This window comes from Oceaniovalibus sp. ACAM 378, from assembly GCF_008085915.1.
In the GTDB taxonomy this organism is placed as follows: domain Bacteria; phylum Pseudomonadota; class Alphaproteobacteria; order Rhodobacterales; family Rhodobacteraceae; genus Oceaniglobus.
Genome location: NZ_VSJK01000006.1, coordinates 83,568 through 99,030, shown reverse-complemented (window position 1 = coordinate 99,030; position 15,463 = coordinate 83,568). Strand labels below are relative to the sequence as shown.

Below are 15,463 nucleotides of genomic sequence, written 5' to 3'. Positions count from 1 at the left end.
TGGCGACTGTGGCCTTCGCACGCAGGCTCAAGCCACTGATCGGCCGCACGCCATGCGGATACATTTGCAAAATTTGAAATTCGGAGCCGTTTCGCGCGCTCGCTCCCTGTCACCACATGCAGGGGCGAGCGCGCGTGGCAAGCAGCGCTGGCGGTTCAAGCCTGAACGCCGGTCAGCCCAACGCGGCGTTGATCGAAAGAAATATGATGGCCGAGAGGCTCGCGGCGGCGGGCACGGTGATGATCCATGCCGCAATGATCGTCATGAAATGCGACCGCCGAACCAGTTTGCGCCGCCGCCTTTCCTCTGGGGCGTAAGAGGCGTCATCCGGCATCGTCAGGCGCGATTTGCGAATCCGCCGCTCGGCGTCCCACTCGCGAAAGAATCCGACCCCGAACACTCCGCCAACCGCGATATGGGTCGAACTGACCGGCAGGCCCAGCCAACTGGCGACAATAACCGTGATTGCCGCCGACAGGGCGACACAATAAGCGCGCATCGGGTTCAGCTTGGTGATCTTGCCACCGACCATGCGGATCAGCTTGGGACCGAACAGGAACAGGCCAAACGAGATGCCGAACGCGCCGATCACCATGACCCAGAACGGAATGCTTACCGCGTCTGTAAAACTGTCGGACTGCGACGCCTGCACAATGGCAGCCAGCGGCGCCACGGCATTGGCCACATCATTGGCCCCATGGGCAAAGCTGAGCAAGGCAGCCGACACAACAAGAGGAATGCCGAACAACACTTTCAACGATTTGTTGCGATTTTCCAGCCCGTGGGATTGTTTGCGGATGACGGGAATCATCACAAGCCAGACAAGGATGCCCGTGCCTGCACCGATCAACAGGGCGGTCTGCATCTCGATCTGGATGATCTGTTTCAGCCCCTTCAGGGACAAATAGGATGAAAATGCACCGGCCATGATGCCAACCAGAACGGGCACCCACCGGCGTGCCGCTGCAATCTTGTCATCGCGATAGATGATCCGCGATTTGATAAGCCACAGGAACAACGCCGCAATAGCGCCGCCAAGAACGGGCGAGATGACCCAACTGGCCGCGATGCCGCCCATCGTTGGCCAATTCACGGCCGAAATTCCGGCCGCCGCGATTCCTGCCCCCATGACCCCGCCGACAACGGAGTGGGTGGTCGATACCGGCGCCCCGATCCAGGTCGCAAGGTTGACCCAAAGGGCCGCTGACAAAAGCGCCGCCATCATCGCCCAGATAAAGACCGATGAGGTGCCCATGCTTTCGGGAGCGATGATACCCTTGGCGATGGTCGACACGACGTCACCGCCTGCAATCAATGCGCCCGCGCTTTCGAACACCACTGCGATGGCGATGGCCCCGCCCATGGACAGCGCATTGGCCCCCACCGCGGGGCCCATATTGTTGGCAACGTCATTCGCCCCGATGTTCAATGCCATATAGGCACCAAGCGAGGCTGCGATGACCACGATCAACGAGTTGCTCGGATCTCCGAAAAACAACATCGCACTGATGCCGGCCAGCAGGATAAAGACCAGCCCGATGCCGGGCCCCACCATCGGGCGCGCCACATAACTTGTCGCCATCTCAAGAGCGGAGTAACGCGCTAGATCGCGATCCAGTGTCTCAAGATGGCGCGGATCGCCACTTTCTTGTGTCATGATGTTCCGTCCCAGGTTGGGTCAGATGACTACCCTCCCGGAGGCGGTAAGATCAACAGCACATTTTCGGACGCAGGGAACTATCTACTGGCTGCGGAAGATCGACTTCAACTCGGTTTCTTCCACCATCTCGGCGGCAGCCTCTGCCGTGACCCATTTGCGGGTCCGTTCATGAGCCTCTGGAAAGTCTGCCGACAGATCTTCAACCGCGACTGAATAGACCAGAGTTTCCACCGGAATCGCCCATCCAAACGACTGGCTTTTCTGATAGGTATAGGTGCCGACGGGATCGCTCGAGGCCTGACTGTCCCTGACCCCGGCTTCCTCCCAGGCCTCTTGCAATGCGGTTTCGTTGGATTTGAGCCCCCGGATCGGCCATCCTTTGGGAATGATCCAGCGTCCGGTGTTCCGGCTGGTGACAAGCAGATACTCTCTGCTGTCCCCCTCGCCGCGATGACACAGTGCGGCGACCTGCAACTTTTTGGGGCGCTGCAAAAGCAGCCCCAGAAACGAGTCCCAGACCCTTTGAAGGGCAAAATTCATGTTGAAACCACTCAATTTTGTTTTTGCTTATTGATTCCAATATGGCACGGGACGCAAAAATTACAAATTTGCCGCGTGGCACAGGGTGTTGGTGATTTTGGTCGGGCAATTCACGCCCAGGTTTTGGCTGGAGGTGTTGAAATCCGACATTCCGGCAAAGCCACGCCGGATTTACGGAATCACCCTCATCAACCGGTTTGCAAAACGCATGACAACCGCGACAAAGTCGCAGCGTTGAACGATCAAATCCAAAATTGCGGTGAACAATGCCATGAATGTGGGTAGGACCGCCGCAGATTGAAGGCGCGGCCCGACGACTTGATCCTGTCCCACCATCCATCGGTCAATGGGACCGCCTGAGCCAGCAACCGACTTGGCGGCTTGCTGGGGCCTTGAGTATCCAGAACAGCCCTCCGACATCTGTCAGAGAACTTGGCGGTGTTGCGCCGGTTCGCAAAACATCCCGCGCGCCACGTCGCGGATTGTCCCGTCCGGCCGCCGGTTCGAAAAGCGGCAGCCGGTTTGGACGGGTCAGCCTTTGGTGGTGCCGTCCATCGCGTCCAGCCGCGCCTTCAGCGCGTCGTTTTCTTCACGGGCCTTCTGCGCCATGGCGCGCACGGCATCGAATTCTTCACGTGTGACGAAATCACGGTCGGCCAGCCAGCGGTCAACCAGCGATTTCATCGCCGTCTCGGCTTCGGTCCGTGCACCCTGTGCGACACCCATCGCATTGGTCATCAGTTGTGAAATGTCGTCAAAAATCTTGTTGCGGGTCTGCATTGGGGGCTCCCTTTGTGTCTGAGGGTCATATGGTCCCGGTAGCGACGATTCTCAAGGTTGACTTTACCTTGATTGCGATGTGTCTCTGCCGCCATGCAAATGATCCTCCCGTTCCCCGACATCGACCCCGCGCTGTTCTCCATCGAGATCGGCGGGTTCACCTTTGCCCTGCGCTGGTATGCACTGGCCTATATCGCCGGGATCCTTCTGGGCTGGCGGCTTGCCGTGCTGACTGTGCGCCGGGATGCCCTTTGGCCCGGCAACCGTGCGCCGATGCAGCCCGGGCAGGTTGAGGAGCTGATCACCAGCGTTATTCTGGGGATCATCCTGGGCGGGCGGCTGGGTTTTGTGCTGTTTTATCAGCCCGCCTATTACCTGGCAAATCCCGGCGAGATCCTGGCCGTCTGGCAGGGCGGAATGTCGTTTCACGGCGGGATGATCGGTGTCACGCTGGGCGGGCTGATCTTTGCCTGGCGCAACAAGGTGCCGTTGCTGAGTCTGGGCGATCTGATGGCGCTGTGTACGCCACCGGGGCTGTTGCTGGGACGGGCGGCGAACTTTATCAATGGCGAACTGTGGGGCCGGCCTTCGGATGCCCCTTGGGCGGTGGTATTTCCCGGCGACCGGGCGCAGGATTGCCCGGGAATTGTGGGCGATTGCGCCCGCCACCCCTCGCAACTTTACGAGGCGGGGCTTGAGGGGCTGGTGCTGGGTGCGCTGCTGATCTTCCTTGTCTATCGCATGGGATGGCTGAAACGGCCCGGCGCGATAACCGGGATGTTCCTTGTCGGCTATGGTCTGTCGCGCAGCTTTATCGAACTGTTCCGTCAGGCCGATGCGCAGTTCATCACCGCAGCCAATCCAATGGGATATGTGGTGCAGTTCGGCGATGCGGGCCTGTCGATGGGGCAACTTCTCTCCTTGCCTATGGTGCTGCTGGGTCTGGCGCTGATCCTGTGGCCGCGTCGCAGCACCCCTGCGTGACGCCAGTGACATGAGTGACACGCAGACTCCGCTGGAGCGCCTGCTGATCCGCCAGATCGCCGCGCAGGGCCCGCTGAACGTCGCGGAATACATGACCGCCTGCCTGCTGCACCCGCAACACGGGTATTACACCACGCGCGATCCGCTCGGCCGCGATTTCACCACCGCTCCCGAGATCAGCCAGATGTTCGGCGAACTGGTTGGGCTGTCGCTGGCGCAGGCTTGGCTGGATCGTGGCGCCCCATCGCCCTTTGTGCTGGCCGAGGCAGGCCCGGGGCGCGGCACCTTGATGGCGGACGTGCTGCGCGCCACCCGCAGCGTTCCGGGGTTTCACGCGGCGATGCGTCTGTGGCTGGTTGAGCTGTCGCCCGTCTTGCGCGCCGCGCAGGGCACGGCTTTGGCCGGATACGCGCCGCATTGGTGCGATAACCTGAGCGACCTGCCCGACCTGCCGCTGTTTCTGGTGGCCAACGAATTTCTGGACGCGCTGCCGGTGCGCCAATTCCTGCGCGACGGTGCGGGTTGGCGCGAGCGGGTGGTGGGGTTGTCGGACAAGGCCGAGACAGGGCGGCTCACCTTCGGACTGACCGAGCCGATGGCGCCGCTTGCCCTCTCTGACCGCCTGAACGATACGCAAGACGGCGATATGGTCGAAACCTGTACTCCGGCCACAGCGCTTGTCGCCCATGCAGGCATGCGCATCGCGGAGCAGGGTGGCGTGGCGCTGTTCATCGACTATGGCAGCGCCGAGTCGCTGGGCGACACGTTGCAGGCGATCCGCGCCAATCAAAAGGTCGCGGTTCTGACCCGGCCCGGCGAATCCGATCTGACGGCCCATGTTGCTTTTGGGCCGCTTGCCCGGGCCGCCGGTTGTGCCGCCGCGCCGCTGACCCCGCAGGGCGAATTTCTTGAGCGTTTGGGGATCACCGCCCGCGCCCGCGCCCTCTCAAAAGCCGCGCCTCACGTCGCCGCCGCGCATAGGCGGTTGACCGCCCCCGAAGAAATGGGACAATTGTTCAAGGTGCTGGCTCTGCATGATGACGGGCCACCACCGCCGGGAACAGGTGAATGACAATCGAAATTATCACGGCAGACCGCCTTACCCCCTTGCGGCACGGGTTTTTCACCCGCCGCGGCGGGGCATCTTCGGGCGTATTTCACGGGTTGAATTGCGGCCGGGGCAGCAGCGATCAGGCCGATGTCGTCGCGATCAACCGTGCACGCGTGGCGGATGCCATGGATATTCCGCCCATCGCCCTGCTCAGCGTGAACCAGGTACATTCGGCAAAGGTGGTTCACGTGAATGCACCGTTTGAGGGTGCCGCGCCCAAAGCAGATGCCATGGTCACCGCGACGCCGGGTCTGGCCTTGGGTATCCTGACCGCCGATTGTCAGCCGATACTTTTTGCCGATTCCGAGGCCGGCGTGATCGGCGGCGCCCATGCCGGATGGAAAGGCGCCTTGTCCGGCGTGCTTGAGAACACGATCGATGCGATGATCGAACTGGGCGCACGACGCGAACATATAGCAGCGGTCATCGGCCCCTCGATCAGTCAACGCAACTATGAGGTAGGCCCCGAGTTTCTGGACATTGTCGTCGGCGAAGACCCTGAATACGCGCGGTTCTTTGCAGGTGGCGAGGGCGACCGCCTTCACTTTGATCTGCCCGGTTTCGGTCTGTTCCTCCTGCGACGTGCCGGGATCGACCGGCCCGAATGGACCCGCAACTGCACCTATGCCGATCCCGACAGGTTTTACTCGTATCGTCGTTCGGTTCACCTGTGCGAAGCCGACTATGGCCGGTTGATTTCGACAATTCGGCTATAGCTGCACGACATCTGCGAGCCTTGTTGTTGTGTGACTGCCGATGTGTGGACGACAGCCACCCTGCTCCACAATTCATTGCGGCACTTCCCTCCACAATCTGCCGGCAATGCCCCCGAAATGACGGGATCTTACCCCTGATCTGCCCATTTTAGGCCCCATTCCAAGGCGACAAAGGGCCATCGGCAAACATACCGCCCCTCGAAAGAGCCGGGACCAGATCAAGGAACACGGACATGGCAATCAAGCGACGCTGGATCGCAAGCGCTCTGGAAGAAACCAGAAAGCCGCAGCCGAAGATGCCATGGCAGGCCCGTAAGGTCGCCGTCGCCACGTCAAGGATCGCCGGTCTGATGGAGTCGCGGACGACCGCCACAGCGTGAGACTCCGATCCGTGCCGGATTGCCCGGCGGAATTTCATCCGCCGCTTGGCAACACGCGCCGCGTCCTGACACGCAACGGACAGGCAAGCGAAACATTGACCCGCGAAAACTGGCCGTTTCACCGCCCGACCAAAGACTATTTACACCAACGCCCCGCATTTTCCGGCTGAACTGCCGATATCGACGGTTTCTTTGACTTTATCCGCGCCATCGACGATGAAATCGGACCCTCACCAAATCGGTGGGGGACGATGCAGTGCGGACAGACCGAAAGGCTGCTTGCATGACATATCCCCGCCACGCGCTGACTGGCGCGATCCCGGCGCCCGCCTCCAACCAATGGACCGTGCGCCACCGCTCCGTTCCGCGCAGGGAACCCCGGCCCGCCCGCAGTTTTGCCGTGCAATGGATCGACCGGTCGGGCCGGCACGACGATTTCGTCCGGCTTGCTCCGGCCATGCCACTTTTCGAAGCTGCGTTTTCGGCCCTTGGGCGCGGAACGCTGATTCCCACCGCGCAGGGCCCTGTCGCGATCGAGGATCTACTGCCCGGAGCGCTGGTTGAAACGACCTCGGGGATGGCGCCGCTGGTTTGGGTTGGAATGATGACCATCGTTCCCGACAGCCCTGCACAGGGAATTTCACCCCTGCGCCTGTATCGTGTCACAACCGACGCCTTTGGTCTGAACCGCCCGATGCCCGATTTGCTGCTTGGCCCCGGTGCACGCCTGCTGAACCGCAGTCCCGCCGTGCGCAGCCAGCACGGATGCGCGGCCATCCTAGAGCCGATCGCGCCCAAGGCCGACGGGATGAGTGTGATCGAAATCACCCCCGTTTCGGCCGTGCAGGTCTATCATATTGGATTTCTCAGCCATCGGACCTTTGTTGCCAACGGTGTCGAGGTCGAAAGCATGCACCCCGGCCCGGTCAATTCAAACCGGATTGACCCCGGGCTGATGAAAACCTGGCTATCGATGTTTCCGCATATCCGGCATTCGGGCGATTTTGGACCATTGTGTCATCCGCGGATTGCAGACGATTCGCGCGACAGTGTTCATGCGGCGTGACATCGCCGCATATCGGCCCCTAACCCCGCCGGTCGAACCGACACCGCGCGGGGCAATCAGGCCTCTCGCGTCAGCCTCTGTTCCAGAACGTCGAAGGGAACACCCGGTTCGTCCTTGGCACCACGGATCACCAGTGACGTCTTGACGCTGGCGACATTGGCCGCCGCAGTCAGCTGTTCGGTCAGGAACGATTGAAAGGTCGAAAGGTCCGGCGCGACGCATTTCAGGATAAAATCCACCTCGCCGTTCAGCATGTGGCACTCACGCACCAGCGGCCATTCGCGGCACCGGTTTTCAAACGCCGAAAGATCCGCCTCGGCCTGGGATTGCAGCCCGACCATGGCAAATACCCGCACCTCGAACCCCAACGAGCGGGCGTCCACCGAAGCGTGATAACCAAGGATATACCCGGACTCTTCCAATGTCCGCACACGGCGCAGACAGGGCGGCGCCGATATCCCGACACGTCTCGCCAGTTCCACATTGGTCATCCGGCCATCTGCCTGAAGTTCGGCCAATATCCTGCGATCTATCGAGTCGAGTTTGTGGCCGGACATGGATGCTCCTGCATTTCTTGGCAATTCTTGTGCAACTCAATCATACAACGCAATATTGTTACGATGCTGCGCAACTTCCTTAACCCGCTTCGCCGCGCCTTGCAATCAAACAGCAAAGCGGTCCGCAAGGGGTTCCGCCCGCCGTCCGGCCCGACTATATCAGCAAATTACAACAAGGTTTCGAGGGTCATCATGTCAACACCGCGTCACGTCAAGGTCCTGATCATCGGCTCCGGCCCTGCGGGTTATACCGCCGCTGTCTATGCCGCCCGGGCGATGCTGAATCCGGTCCTGTTGCAAGGCATCCAGCCCGGCGGACAATTGACCATCACCACCGATGTCGAGAATTGGCCCGGCGAAGCGTCGATCATGGGCCCGGATCTGATGGTAAAGATGGAAGAACACGCCAGACAAACCGGGGCCGAAATCATCTCGGACCACGTGTCGTCCGTCGATCTTTCCAGCCGCCCCTTTGTCGCTGAAACCGACAGCGGTGTTACATATCACGCCGAAACACTGATCCTCGCCACGGGTGCCCAGGCGAAATGGCTCGGCCTGCCCAGCGAAGAGATCTACAAGGGGTTCGGCGTCTCGGCCTGTGCCACATGCGATGGTTTCTTTTACCGCGGAGCCGAGGTCGTGGTGGCCGGCGGAGGCAACACCGCGGTCGAAGAAGCGCTGTTCCTGACAAATTTCGCCTCCAAGGTGACACTGGTTCACCGGCGTGACGAGCTTCGGGCCGAAAAGATCCTTCAGCACCGGTTGTTCGAGAACCCGAAGATCGAAATTCTGTGGGACCACGAAATCGACGAGGTTGTCGGCACAGATCAGCCGCTTGGCGTGACCGGCGTGCGCGCAAAGCATGTTAAAACCGGCGTGATCACCGAGATTCCGTGCAAGGGTTTCTTCGTCGCCATCGGCCACTCACCGGCGTCCGAACTGGTGAAAGATCAGCTTACAACCCAGCACGGCGGCTATGTGGTGACCAAACCCGACAGCACCGCAACATCAATCCTCGGGGTTTTCGCAGCAGGCGATCTGACCGATCATGTCTATCGCCAGGCGGTGACAAGCGCCGGTTTGGGATGCATGGCCGCGCTTGAGGCCGAGCGGTTCCTGGCGGAACAATTGGTTACCCCCTAGAACCAGCGTTGCACTCTTCGCATAACCGCCTGCCGATTTCAGCAAACACCGCGGGAAACCGCCAAACCAAGTGTTTTTCTCGCCGCAAACGCCATTTGTCGCGCTTAACACGCTTGCCAACGGTCAAACCATCGCGCTAGGGCAAGCGCGACGCGTGACGCTGTCTATATATCATATCCGTTGAACTGACCGAGTAGGCATTATGAACAATCCAGATCTCGCTCCCATCCCGGAGCTCTATGTTTCTTATGATTCCGCGCAAAAGATGAAGGCCGACGCCGCCGATCTTCAATCCTGGGATTTGACCCCACGCCAGATCTGCGATCTCGAACTGCTGATGAACGGTGGTTTCAACCCGCTCAAGGGTTTCATGAGCGAGGCGGATTACAACGGCGTCGTCGAAAAAATGCGCCTGAGCAACGGCGCGTTGTGGCCGATGCCGATCAATCTGGACATCTCGGAAAAATATGCCGACACGGTTGAAATCGGTCAGGATATCGCGCTGCGCGATCAGGAAGGCGTCATTCTCGCCACCATGACCGTTACCGACAAATGGGTGCCGAACAAGGTGCTGGAAGCGGAAAAGGTGTTTGGTGCCGACGACAGCGCCCACCCCTCGGTCAACTACCTGCACAACACCGCCGGCAAAGTGTATCTGGGTGGCCCGATCACCGGCATCCAGCAGCCGGTCCACTATGATTTCCGCGCCCGTCGCGACACACCGAACGAATTGCGCGCCTATTTCCGCAAAATGGGCTGGCGTCGCATCGTGGCATTCCAGACCCGCAATCCACTGCACCGCGCGCACCAGGAGCTGACGTTCCGCGCCGCGAAAGAGGCACAGGCCAACCTGCTGATCCATCCGGTTGTCGGCATGACCAAGCCGGGCGATGTCGACCATTTCACCCGCGTGCGCTGTTACGAGGCCGTGCTTGACAAATATCCGTCGGCCACCACCACGATGAGCCTGCTGCCGCTGGCCATGCGCATGGCCGGCCCGCGCGAGGCGGTCTGGCACGGGCTGATCCGCAAGAACTATGGCTGCACCCACATTATCGTCGGCCGCGATCACGCCGGCCCCGGCAAAAACAGCGCCGGTGACGATTTCTATGGCCCCTATGACGCTCAGGATCTGTTCCGTGAGAATCAAGAGGAAATGGGCATCGAAATGGTCGATTTCAAACACATGGTCTATGTGCAGGAACGCGCCCAATACGAACCCAACGACGAGATTGACGACAAGGACAAAGTAACGATCCTGAACATTTCGGGCACTGAACTGCGCCGTCGTCTGTCCGAGGGGCTGGAAATCCCAGAATGGTTCAGCTTTCCCGAAGTGGTCAAAGAGTTGCGCCGCACCAGACCGCCGCGCGCCAAACAGGGCTTTACCGTATTCTTCACCGGCTTTTCGGGGTCGGGCAAATCCACCATCGCCAACGCCCTGATGGTCAAGCTGATGGAAATGGGCGGTCGTCCGGTCACCCTGCTCGACGGCGATATCGTCAGAAAGAACCTGTCGTCAGAACTCGGGTTCTCCAAGGAGCACCGCGACCTGAACATCCGCCGTATCGGCTATGTCGCGTCGGAAATCACCAAGAACGGCGGCATCGCCATCTGCGCGCCCATCGCCCCCTATTCGATCACCCGCCGCGCGGTGCGCGAGGACGTGGAAACATTTGGCGCCTTCGTCGAAGTGCATGTGGCGACCAGTATCGAAGAATGCGAAAAACGTGACCGCAAGGGCCTGTACAAACTGGCCCGCGAAGGCAAAATCAAGGAATTCACGGGCATTTCCGACCCCTATGACGTTCCGGAGAATCCAGAACTCCGGATCGAAACCGTCGGAACTGATGTCGACTATTGCGCTCAGCAGGTCCTGCTCAAGCTCGAGGCGATGGGCCTGATCGGTCTCAGCGCCTGATCACTGCCCAACACTGACAAAAAAGCGCCCCGGGGTTCAATCCCGGGGCGCTTTTCGTTTCTTCTTTGCAGAAATACTCCCGCCGGAGGCCAAATTTTCTTAGAAAATTTGTTTCCCCCGCCGCAATGTTTCAGGCGGCTGGTTGCAACCCACGGCCTTTCAACAAAGCTTCAACCCCGGGCATCCGGCCGCGAAATGCAGTGTAAAGTTCGGCCTCATCCCGCGATCCGCCTGCCGAAAGGATGTGATCATACAGCTTTTGAGCGGTCGCGGCATCAAAGGCGCCGCCTGCCTCGCGGAACGCGTCAAAAGCGTCGGCATCCATCACTTCCGACCACATGTAGCTGTAATATCCCGAAGAATACCCGTCACCGGAGAACACATGGGCGAAATGGGGCGTGGCATGGCGCATGCGGATGGCGCGGGGCATGCCGATCGCGTCCAGTTCTTCCTCCTGCCGCGCCATCGGATCGGACGGTGCCTCACCCTCGTGAAACGTCAGATCTACCAGCGCCGAGGCGATATATTCCACGGTCGAGAATCCCATGTCATAGGTCGACGCCGCCAACAGGCGCTCCAGCATATCCTGCGGCATCGGCGCACCCGTCTCCACATGGGTGGCGAACTCTGCCAGAACCTCTGGCACCTCCAGCCAGTGTTCGAACAGCTGGCTTGGCAACTCGACGAAATCACGCGCCACCGAAGTGCCCGAGATCGATTCATAGGTCACATCGGACAGCATCTGGTGCAACGCATGGCCAAATTCGTGAAACAGCGTCCGCGCATCGTCCCAGGACAAAAGTGCGGGCTGCCCTTTCGGCGGTTTCGCAAAATTACAGACGTTCAGAACATGGGGCCGGATGTCACCCGCCAATTTCTGCTGGCTGCGCATTGCAGAACACCATGCGCCGGAACGTTTGCCCCCCCGCGCAAAGTAATCGGCAATGAAAACCGCCATATGTGTGCCGTTCCGCGTCACATCCCATGCCCGCGCGTCCGGGTGGTGCAGCGGCACGTCCAGCGGCGCAAATTCCAGCCCGAACAGCCGGTTGGCACAAGAGAACGCGGCTTCGATCATCCGGTCCAGTTGCAGGTACGGCTTCAATTCCGCCTCATCCAGATCATGTTCGGCCTTGCGACGTTTTTCGCTGTAATAGCGCCAGTCCCAGGGCTCCAGATCGCCGTTTACACCATCGCTGTGCATCATTGCCGTCAACCGGATCGAATCCGCCTCGGCCGCCGCCCGCGCCGGTTCCCAGACCTGCATCAGCAGTTCACGCACCGCAGCGGGTGTCCCGGCCATTTCGGTTTCCAGTTTATAGTCGGCAAAACTGTCGTACCCCAGAAGCATCGCGCGTTCCTCGCGCAGCTTGAGGATCTCGGCGGCGATATCGCGGTTGTCGGTCATACCGCCGTTCGCGCCCCGTGACGTCCAGGCCGCAAAAGCCTCTTCGCGCAGATCGCGGTCGGATGAAAACTGCAGGAACGGCACGATCAGCGAACGTGACAGGGTGATCACCGGCCCCTTCGAGCCCTTGTCCTCGCCCGCCGCGCGGGCAGCTTCGATGACGAAATCCGGCAGACCGGCAAGATCGGCTTCGGCCAGCGGCATGAACCACGACCGTTCGTCCTCGAGCAGATTCTGGGTGAAATCGGTGCCCAGCACCGCCAGACGCGATTTCACCTCGGTCAGGCGGTCGCGGGCATAACCCTCGAGTTGCGCCCCCTGCCGGACAAAGGACCGGCGGGTCAGAAACAATACGCGCTGCTGCTCGTCGGTCAGGTCAAGTTCTTCGCGCTTCAGCCAAAGTGCCTCGATCCGCGCGAACAGTGCGGGATTCATCGCGACTTCCGAGCCATAGTCCGCCAGCATCGGCGAAAAGTCGCGCTGCAATGCCTCTCGCGCCGGCGTGCTGTCGGTCCCGGCAAGCGTATAGAATACTCCAAGAACCCGGGACAACTTGCCATCTACCAGTTCAAGCGCCTCGATCGTATTGGCAAAAGTCGGGTCTTCTGCATTACCGGCGATCTCGGCGATGGCCGCACGCGCCTCGGCCAGCGCGGCATCCACGGCGGGCGCGAACTGATCGTCCGCGATCTGCCCAAAGGGTGGCAGACCAAACGGCCCGGTCCAGTTGGACAGAAGCGGTGTTGCGGGGGTTTCGGTTGCGGGCACAGTCTCGTTCACGGGTTAGCTCCGGTGTTTGGGAGCCTAATACCTAATGCCCCAAGCCGCGACCTGCCAGTGTCATTGCAAAATCACGGAAATCAAGCGGGTTCGCAGGGGGTCAACGCGGTCGTGCCGCAAACCGGGCAGTCTTTTCGCGGACCGATCGAGATTGTGCGGCTTTCACCGAACAGCGCGTCATGGATCGCCATACGCCCGCGCAGCCCCTGCCCCGCTCCGGTAATTTCTTTGACCGTCTCGGCTGCCATCATCGCGCCGATGATACCCGGCAATGGCCCCAGCACCCCGGCTTCGGCGCAACTGGGCGCAAGATGCGGCGCGGGGGCCGTGGCAAAGATGCACTGGTAACAGGGCGTCTGCGGCGGGTGGAACACGCTCACCTGCCCCTCCCACTGGCTCAACGCACCCGAAATCAGCGGAATCCCACAGGCCACCGCCGCACGATTTACCAGATATCGGGTGGCCAGATTGTCGGTTCCGTCCAGCACCATGTCATATTCGGCGAAAAGTTCGGTGGCAATTTCATCTGTCAGGCGGCGGTGATAAGGGCGCACGACGGTCCAGGGATTCAGCGCCTTCATCGCCACTTCGGCCGAGAATACCTTGGGCATGCCGATCCGGGCATCAGTGTGGATCACCTGTCGTTGCAGGTTTGTCCCTTCGACCGTGTCGTCATCAATCACCCCGATCGTGCCGACCCCCGCCGCCGTCAGGTACAACAGCGCTGGCGATCCAAGTCCACCGGCACCGATCACCAGCACCCGGGCATTTTTCAACGCCCTTTGCCCCGGCCCACCGATTTCGCGCAACATGATATGCCGGGCATATCGCTCCAATTCGGCCCCGGCGAACTGGCCGGGCGCGGATATCCCGGCCTTGTTCTCGGATCGGTTTTCCGGCTTGTTCTCTGGCCTGACCCGCTTGCGCAACTGTCCCAGACCCCACAAATAGACCCAGACAAGCCCCACCAGCCCCGCGAACACGAGCCATTCACCTGCCGATCCGCCCGTCGCCTCGCGCAGCGGATGGCCTTCGGGCAACATCACGGTCAACGCCAGCACCGCCACAAACAGGAGACCAACCGCGGCCTGTCGCACCGCAATCGGCGCGCCGATAAACCGTCCGGCGAACCACAACACCGCCGCCAGAATCAGAATTCCTGCCATCAGACCAACCCGGGCGATCCCAACCCGGCCGCACCCCAGATGGTTTTGTTCAGAGCGGCAAAGGCGAGAGCACCCGCGCGAACGCGCGGCGCAATGATCATCCGCGCCATCTGAGCGCCGGGCACGACCGAGGATGGTTCAGAGCCGGAACTGGTCAAGAACCAGCTCATTGGGCCGGAATAGCCGGTATTTTTGATGGAAGCATGAATAAGGTTCATGATTTTCAATCTGTTACGGGGGATTCATTCAGATGCCGGAATGATCCGCTCTCATGAATCGCTATAGTATTTTCAGCTGCCAGTCGAGCCAAACCCGCGTGCACCGCGTGCCGTTTGATGGGTGAAATCATCGACGATCTCAAAGGATGGGCGGACAACAGGAACGAAGATCATCTGACCGATTCGCTCTCCGGGGCGAATCTCGACCGGCGATGACCCCGGGGGATTCCGGTTCCAGACGCTGATCATGATCTCGCCGGAATAGTCAGGGTCGATCAAACCGACAGTGTTACCCAGCACAAGACCCTTTTTGTGCCCCAATCCTGACCTTGGCAGAACAAGCCCCGCAACTGAAAGATCACCAAAAGAGATTGCGATGCCAGAAGACACGAGCAGGGCGGGCTGCTGCGCTTCGACAAGCATGATTTCGCCAATACATGCGTGCAGGTCAACCGCCGCCGCACCTTCGGTCTGATATCTGGGAAGACCCCACTCAAACAGCCGCTTGTCCAGAACCTTGATTTGCATTCTTGCTCTCCGTTGACCACCCTTTGGTCATATGTGCTTGCCCCCTCGGCTTCAACCAACGCTGAAGAATCAGGCACTTGTACCCGCGTGCGCCCAGGCATTTGCGCCAAGGGATCCGATGCCCCCGCCGCCACCTCCCGGTGATGAGTGTGGCTTCCGAAAGGCACACACTTGTGAGGCTAACGCTTCCATAGCGCGCAAGACCGCCTTGCCGGAGAGAACCGAAGGCGCAGACTGCCCGTCGCCAATCAAACCTCGCGATCAGCGGGATCATGGCCCAAGCCTGCATCGAATTTGGCCGGGCCGTCGATGCCCGATGTTGTGATCTGCGCTGCCTGCCTGTATCGCTTCGCCGCAGCCAACGCAGGCCCCTCACGGCACCGGATCGCCGTTGTTTGGACGGGGCATTGCATGTCGCGACGAACCCATCTATATAAGTCTCGCAAACGTTATTCTTTTCGACCGCTGTCTCCTTTAAATACGGCGCTCAGTCACTCGATACAGA

At 60.3% G+C, this 15,463-nt stretch carries 15 protein-coding genes; 7 read left to right on the top strand and 8 right to left on the bottom strand.

All coding sequences use genetic code 11. The annotated features are described in order from the left end of the window. Positions 1–172: 172 nt before the first annotated feature. From FQ320_RS09320 to FQ320_RS09310, 3 genes are all read right to left on the bottom strand, one after another. Complete coding sequence (locus FQ320_RS09320; protein ID WP_148471512.1) at positions 173–1,657, bottom strand: inorganic phosphate transporter; 1,485 nt, start codon at positions 1,655–1,657, stop codon at positions 173–175. 84 nt (positions 1,658–1,741) lie between these two features. Next, the gene (locus FQ320_RS09315) at positions 1,742–2,200 is read right to left on the bottom strand and encodes an NUDIX hydrolase (protein ID WP_148471510.1); all 459 of its coding nucleotides are present in this window, start codon (positions 2,198–2,200) and stop codon (positions 1,742–1,744) included. A 531-nt stretch (positions 2,201–2,731) separates the two neighbouring features. Further along, positions 2,732–2,980, bottom strand: a complete 249-nt coding sequence (locus FQ320_RS09310) for an accessory factor UbiK family protein (protein WP_148471508.1) — start codon at positions 2,978–2,980, stop codon at positions 2,732–2,734. A 93-nt stretch (positions 2,981–3,073) separates the two neighbouring features. Between FQ320_RS09310 and lgt the strand changes: the two genes are divergently transcribed. From lgt to FQ320_RS09290, 5 genes are all read left to right on the top strand, one after another. After that, positions 3,074–3,964, top strand: a complete 891-nt coding sequence (gene lgt, locus FQ320_RS09305) for a prolipoprotein diacylglyceryl transferase (protein ID WP_148471507.1) — start codon at positions 3,074–3,076, stop codon at positions 3,962–3,964. A 10-nt stretch (positions 3,965–3,974) separates the two neighbouring features. Further along, complete coding sequence (locus tag FQ320_RS09300; protein WP_148471505.1) at positions 3,975–5,036, top strand: class I SAM-dependent methyltransferase; 1,062 nt, start codon at positions 3,975–3,977, stop codon at positions 5,034–5,036. Then, a complete protein-coding gene (pgeF, locus tag FQ320_RS09295; RefSeq protein WP_148471503.1) occupies positions 5,033–5,791 on the top strand; it encodes a peptidoglycan editing factor PgeF in 759 nt (252 codons plus the stop codon). The genes FQ320_RS09300 and pgeF overlap by 4 nt, the downstream gene beginning before the upstream one ends. Positions 5,792–6,024: 233 nt before the next feature. Then, positions 6,025–6,171 (top strand): hypothetical protein, encoded by a 147-nt coding sequence (locus FQ320_RS25635; RefSeq protein ID WP_187393844.1) that lies wholly within the window; start codon positions 6,025–6,027, stop codon positions 6,169–6,171. 283 nt (positions 6,172–6,454) lie between these two features. Next, positions 6,455–7,237 carry a Hint domain-containing protein gene (locus FQ320_RS09290; protein ID WP_148471501.1) on the top strand — a complete coding sequence of 261 codons (783 nt, stop codon included), beginning with the start codon at positions 6,455–6,457 and terminating at the stop codon, positions 7,235–7,237. 56 nt (positions 7,238–7,293) lie between these two features. Here FQ320_RS09290 and FQ320_RS09285 read toward each other — a convergent pair whose 3' ends face one another. Beyond that, complete coding sequence (locus FQ320_RS09285) at positions 7,294–7,794, bottom strand: Lrp/AsnC family transcriptional regulator (RefSeq protein WP_148471499.1); 501 nt, start codon at positions 7,792–7,794, stop codon at positions 7,294–7,296. A gap of 192 nt (positions 7,795–7,986) precedes the next feature. Here FQ320_RS09285 and trxB point away from each other — a divergent pair, with 192 nt between their 5' ends. Both trxB and FQ320_RS09275 read left to right on the top strand, forming a co-directional pair. Beyond that, on the top strand, positions 7,987–8,937 hold the full coding sequence (gene trxB, locus FQ320_RS09280) for a thioredoxin-disulfide reductase (protein ID WP_148471497.1): 951 nt from the start codon (positions 7,987–7,989) through the stop codon (positions 8,935–8,937). A 202-nt stretch (positions 8,938–9,139) separates the two neighbouring features. Then, positions 9,140–10,858, top strand: a complete 1,719-nt coding sequence (locus FQ320_RS09275) for a bifunctional sulfate adenylyltransferase/adenylylsulfate kinase (RefSeq protein WP_148471495.1) — start codon at positions 9,140–9,142, stop codon at positions 10,856–10,858. Positions 10,859–10,988: 130 nt separating this feature from the next. Here FQ320_RS09275 and FQ320_RS09270 read toward each other — a convergent pair whose 3' ends face one another. The 4 genes from FQ320_RS09270 to dut all read right to left on the bottom strand — a co-directional run bounded on the left by FQ320_RS09270 (position 10,989) and on the right by dut (position 14,958). Then, positions 10,989–13,046 carry a M3 family metallopeptidase gene (locus FQ320_RS09270; protein WP_255509440.1) on the bottom strand — a complete coding sequence of 686 codons (2,058 nt, stop codon included), beginning with the start codon at positions 13,044–13,046 and terminating at the stop codon, positions 10,989–10,991. A gap of 80 nt (positions 13,047–13,126) precedes the next feature. Next, complete coding sequence (locus FQ320_RS09265; protein ID WP_148471493.1) at positions 13,127–14,212, bottom strand: HesA/MoeB/ThiF family protein; 1,086 nt, start codon at positions 14,210–14,212, stop codon at positions 13,127–13,129. Beyond that, the gene (locus tag FQ320_RS25630) at positions 14,212–14,370 is read right to left on the bottom strand and encodes a hypothetical protein (protein ID WP_187393843.1); all 159 of its coding nucleotides are present in this window, start codon (positions 14,368–14,370) and stop codon (positions 14,212–14,214) included. Before FQ320_RS25630 ends, FQ320_RS09265 begins: the two co-directional genes overlap by 1 nt. A 132-nt stretch (positions 14,371–14,502) precedes the next feature. Further along, positions 14,503–14,958: a dUTP diphosphatase gene (dut, locus tag FQ320_RS09260; protein ID WP_148471491.1), complete on the bottom strand. Its 456-nt coding sequence runs from the start codon at positions 14,956–14,958 to the stop codon at positions 14,503–14,505. Positions 14,959–15,463: the final 505 nt, after the last annotated feature.

Bases quoted from the DNA above. Each gene is read 5' to 3' on its own strand.
- FQ320_RS09320 (WP_148471512.1), bottom strand. From the start codon at position 1,657: ATGACACAAGAAAGTGGCGATCCGCGCCATCTTGAGACACTGGATCGC.
- lgt (WP_148471507.1), top strand. From the start codon at position 3,074: ATGCAAATGATCCTCCCGTTCCCCGACATCGACCCCGCGCTGTTCTCC.
- FQ320_RS09300 (WP_148471505.1), top strand. From the start codon at position 3,975: ATGAGTGACACGCAGACTCCGCTGGAGCGCCTGCTGATCCGCCAGATC.
- dut (WP_148471491.1), bottom strand. From the start codon at position 14,958: ATGCAAATCAAGGTTCTGGACAAGCGGCTGTTTGAGTGGGGTCTTCCC.
- FQ320_RS09290 (WP_148471501.1), top strand. From the start codon at position 6,455: ATGACATATCCCCGCCACGCGCTGACTGGCGCGATCCCGGCGCCCGCC.
- FQ320_RS09285 (WP_148471499.1), bottom strand. From the start codon at position 7,794: ATGTCCGGCCACAAACTCGACTCGATAGATCGCAGGATATTGGCCGAA.
- FQ320_RS09265 (WP_148471493.1), bottom strand. From the start codon at position 14,212: ATGGCAGGAATTCTGATTCTGGCGGCGGTGTTGTGGTTCGCCGGACGG.
- FQ320_RS09275 (WP_148471495.1), top strand. From the start codon at position 9,140: ATGAACAATCCAGATCTCGCTCCCATCCCGGAGCTCTATGTTTCTTAT.
- FQ320_RS09310 (WP_148471508.1), bottom strand. From the start codon at position 2,980: ATGCAGACCCGCAACAAGATTTTTGACGACATTTCACAACTGATGACC.
- FQ320_RS09315 (WP_148471510.1), bottom strand. From the start codon at position 2,200: ATGAATTTTGCCCTTCAAAGGGTCTGGGACTCGTTTCTGGGGCTGCTT.
- pgeF (WP_148471503.1), top strand. From the start codon at position 5,033: ATGACAATCGAAATTATCACGGCAGACCGCCTTACCCCCTTGCGGCAC.
- trxB (WP_148471497.1), top strand. From the start codon at position 7,987: ATGTCAACACCGCGTCACGTCAAGGTCCTGATCATCGGCTCCGGCCCT.
- FQ320_RS25635 (WP_187393844.1), top strand. From the start codon at position 6,025: ATGGCAATCAAGCGACGCTGGATCGCAAGCGCTCTGGAAGAAACCAGA.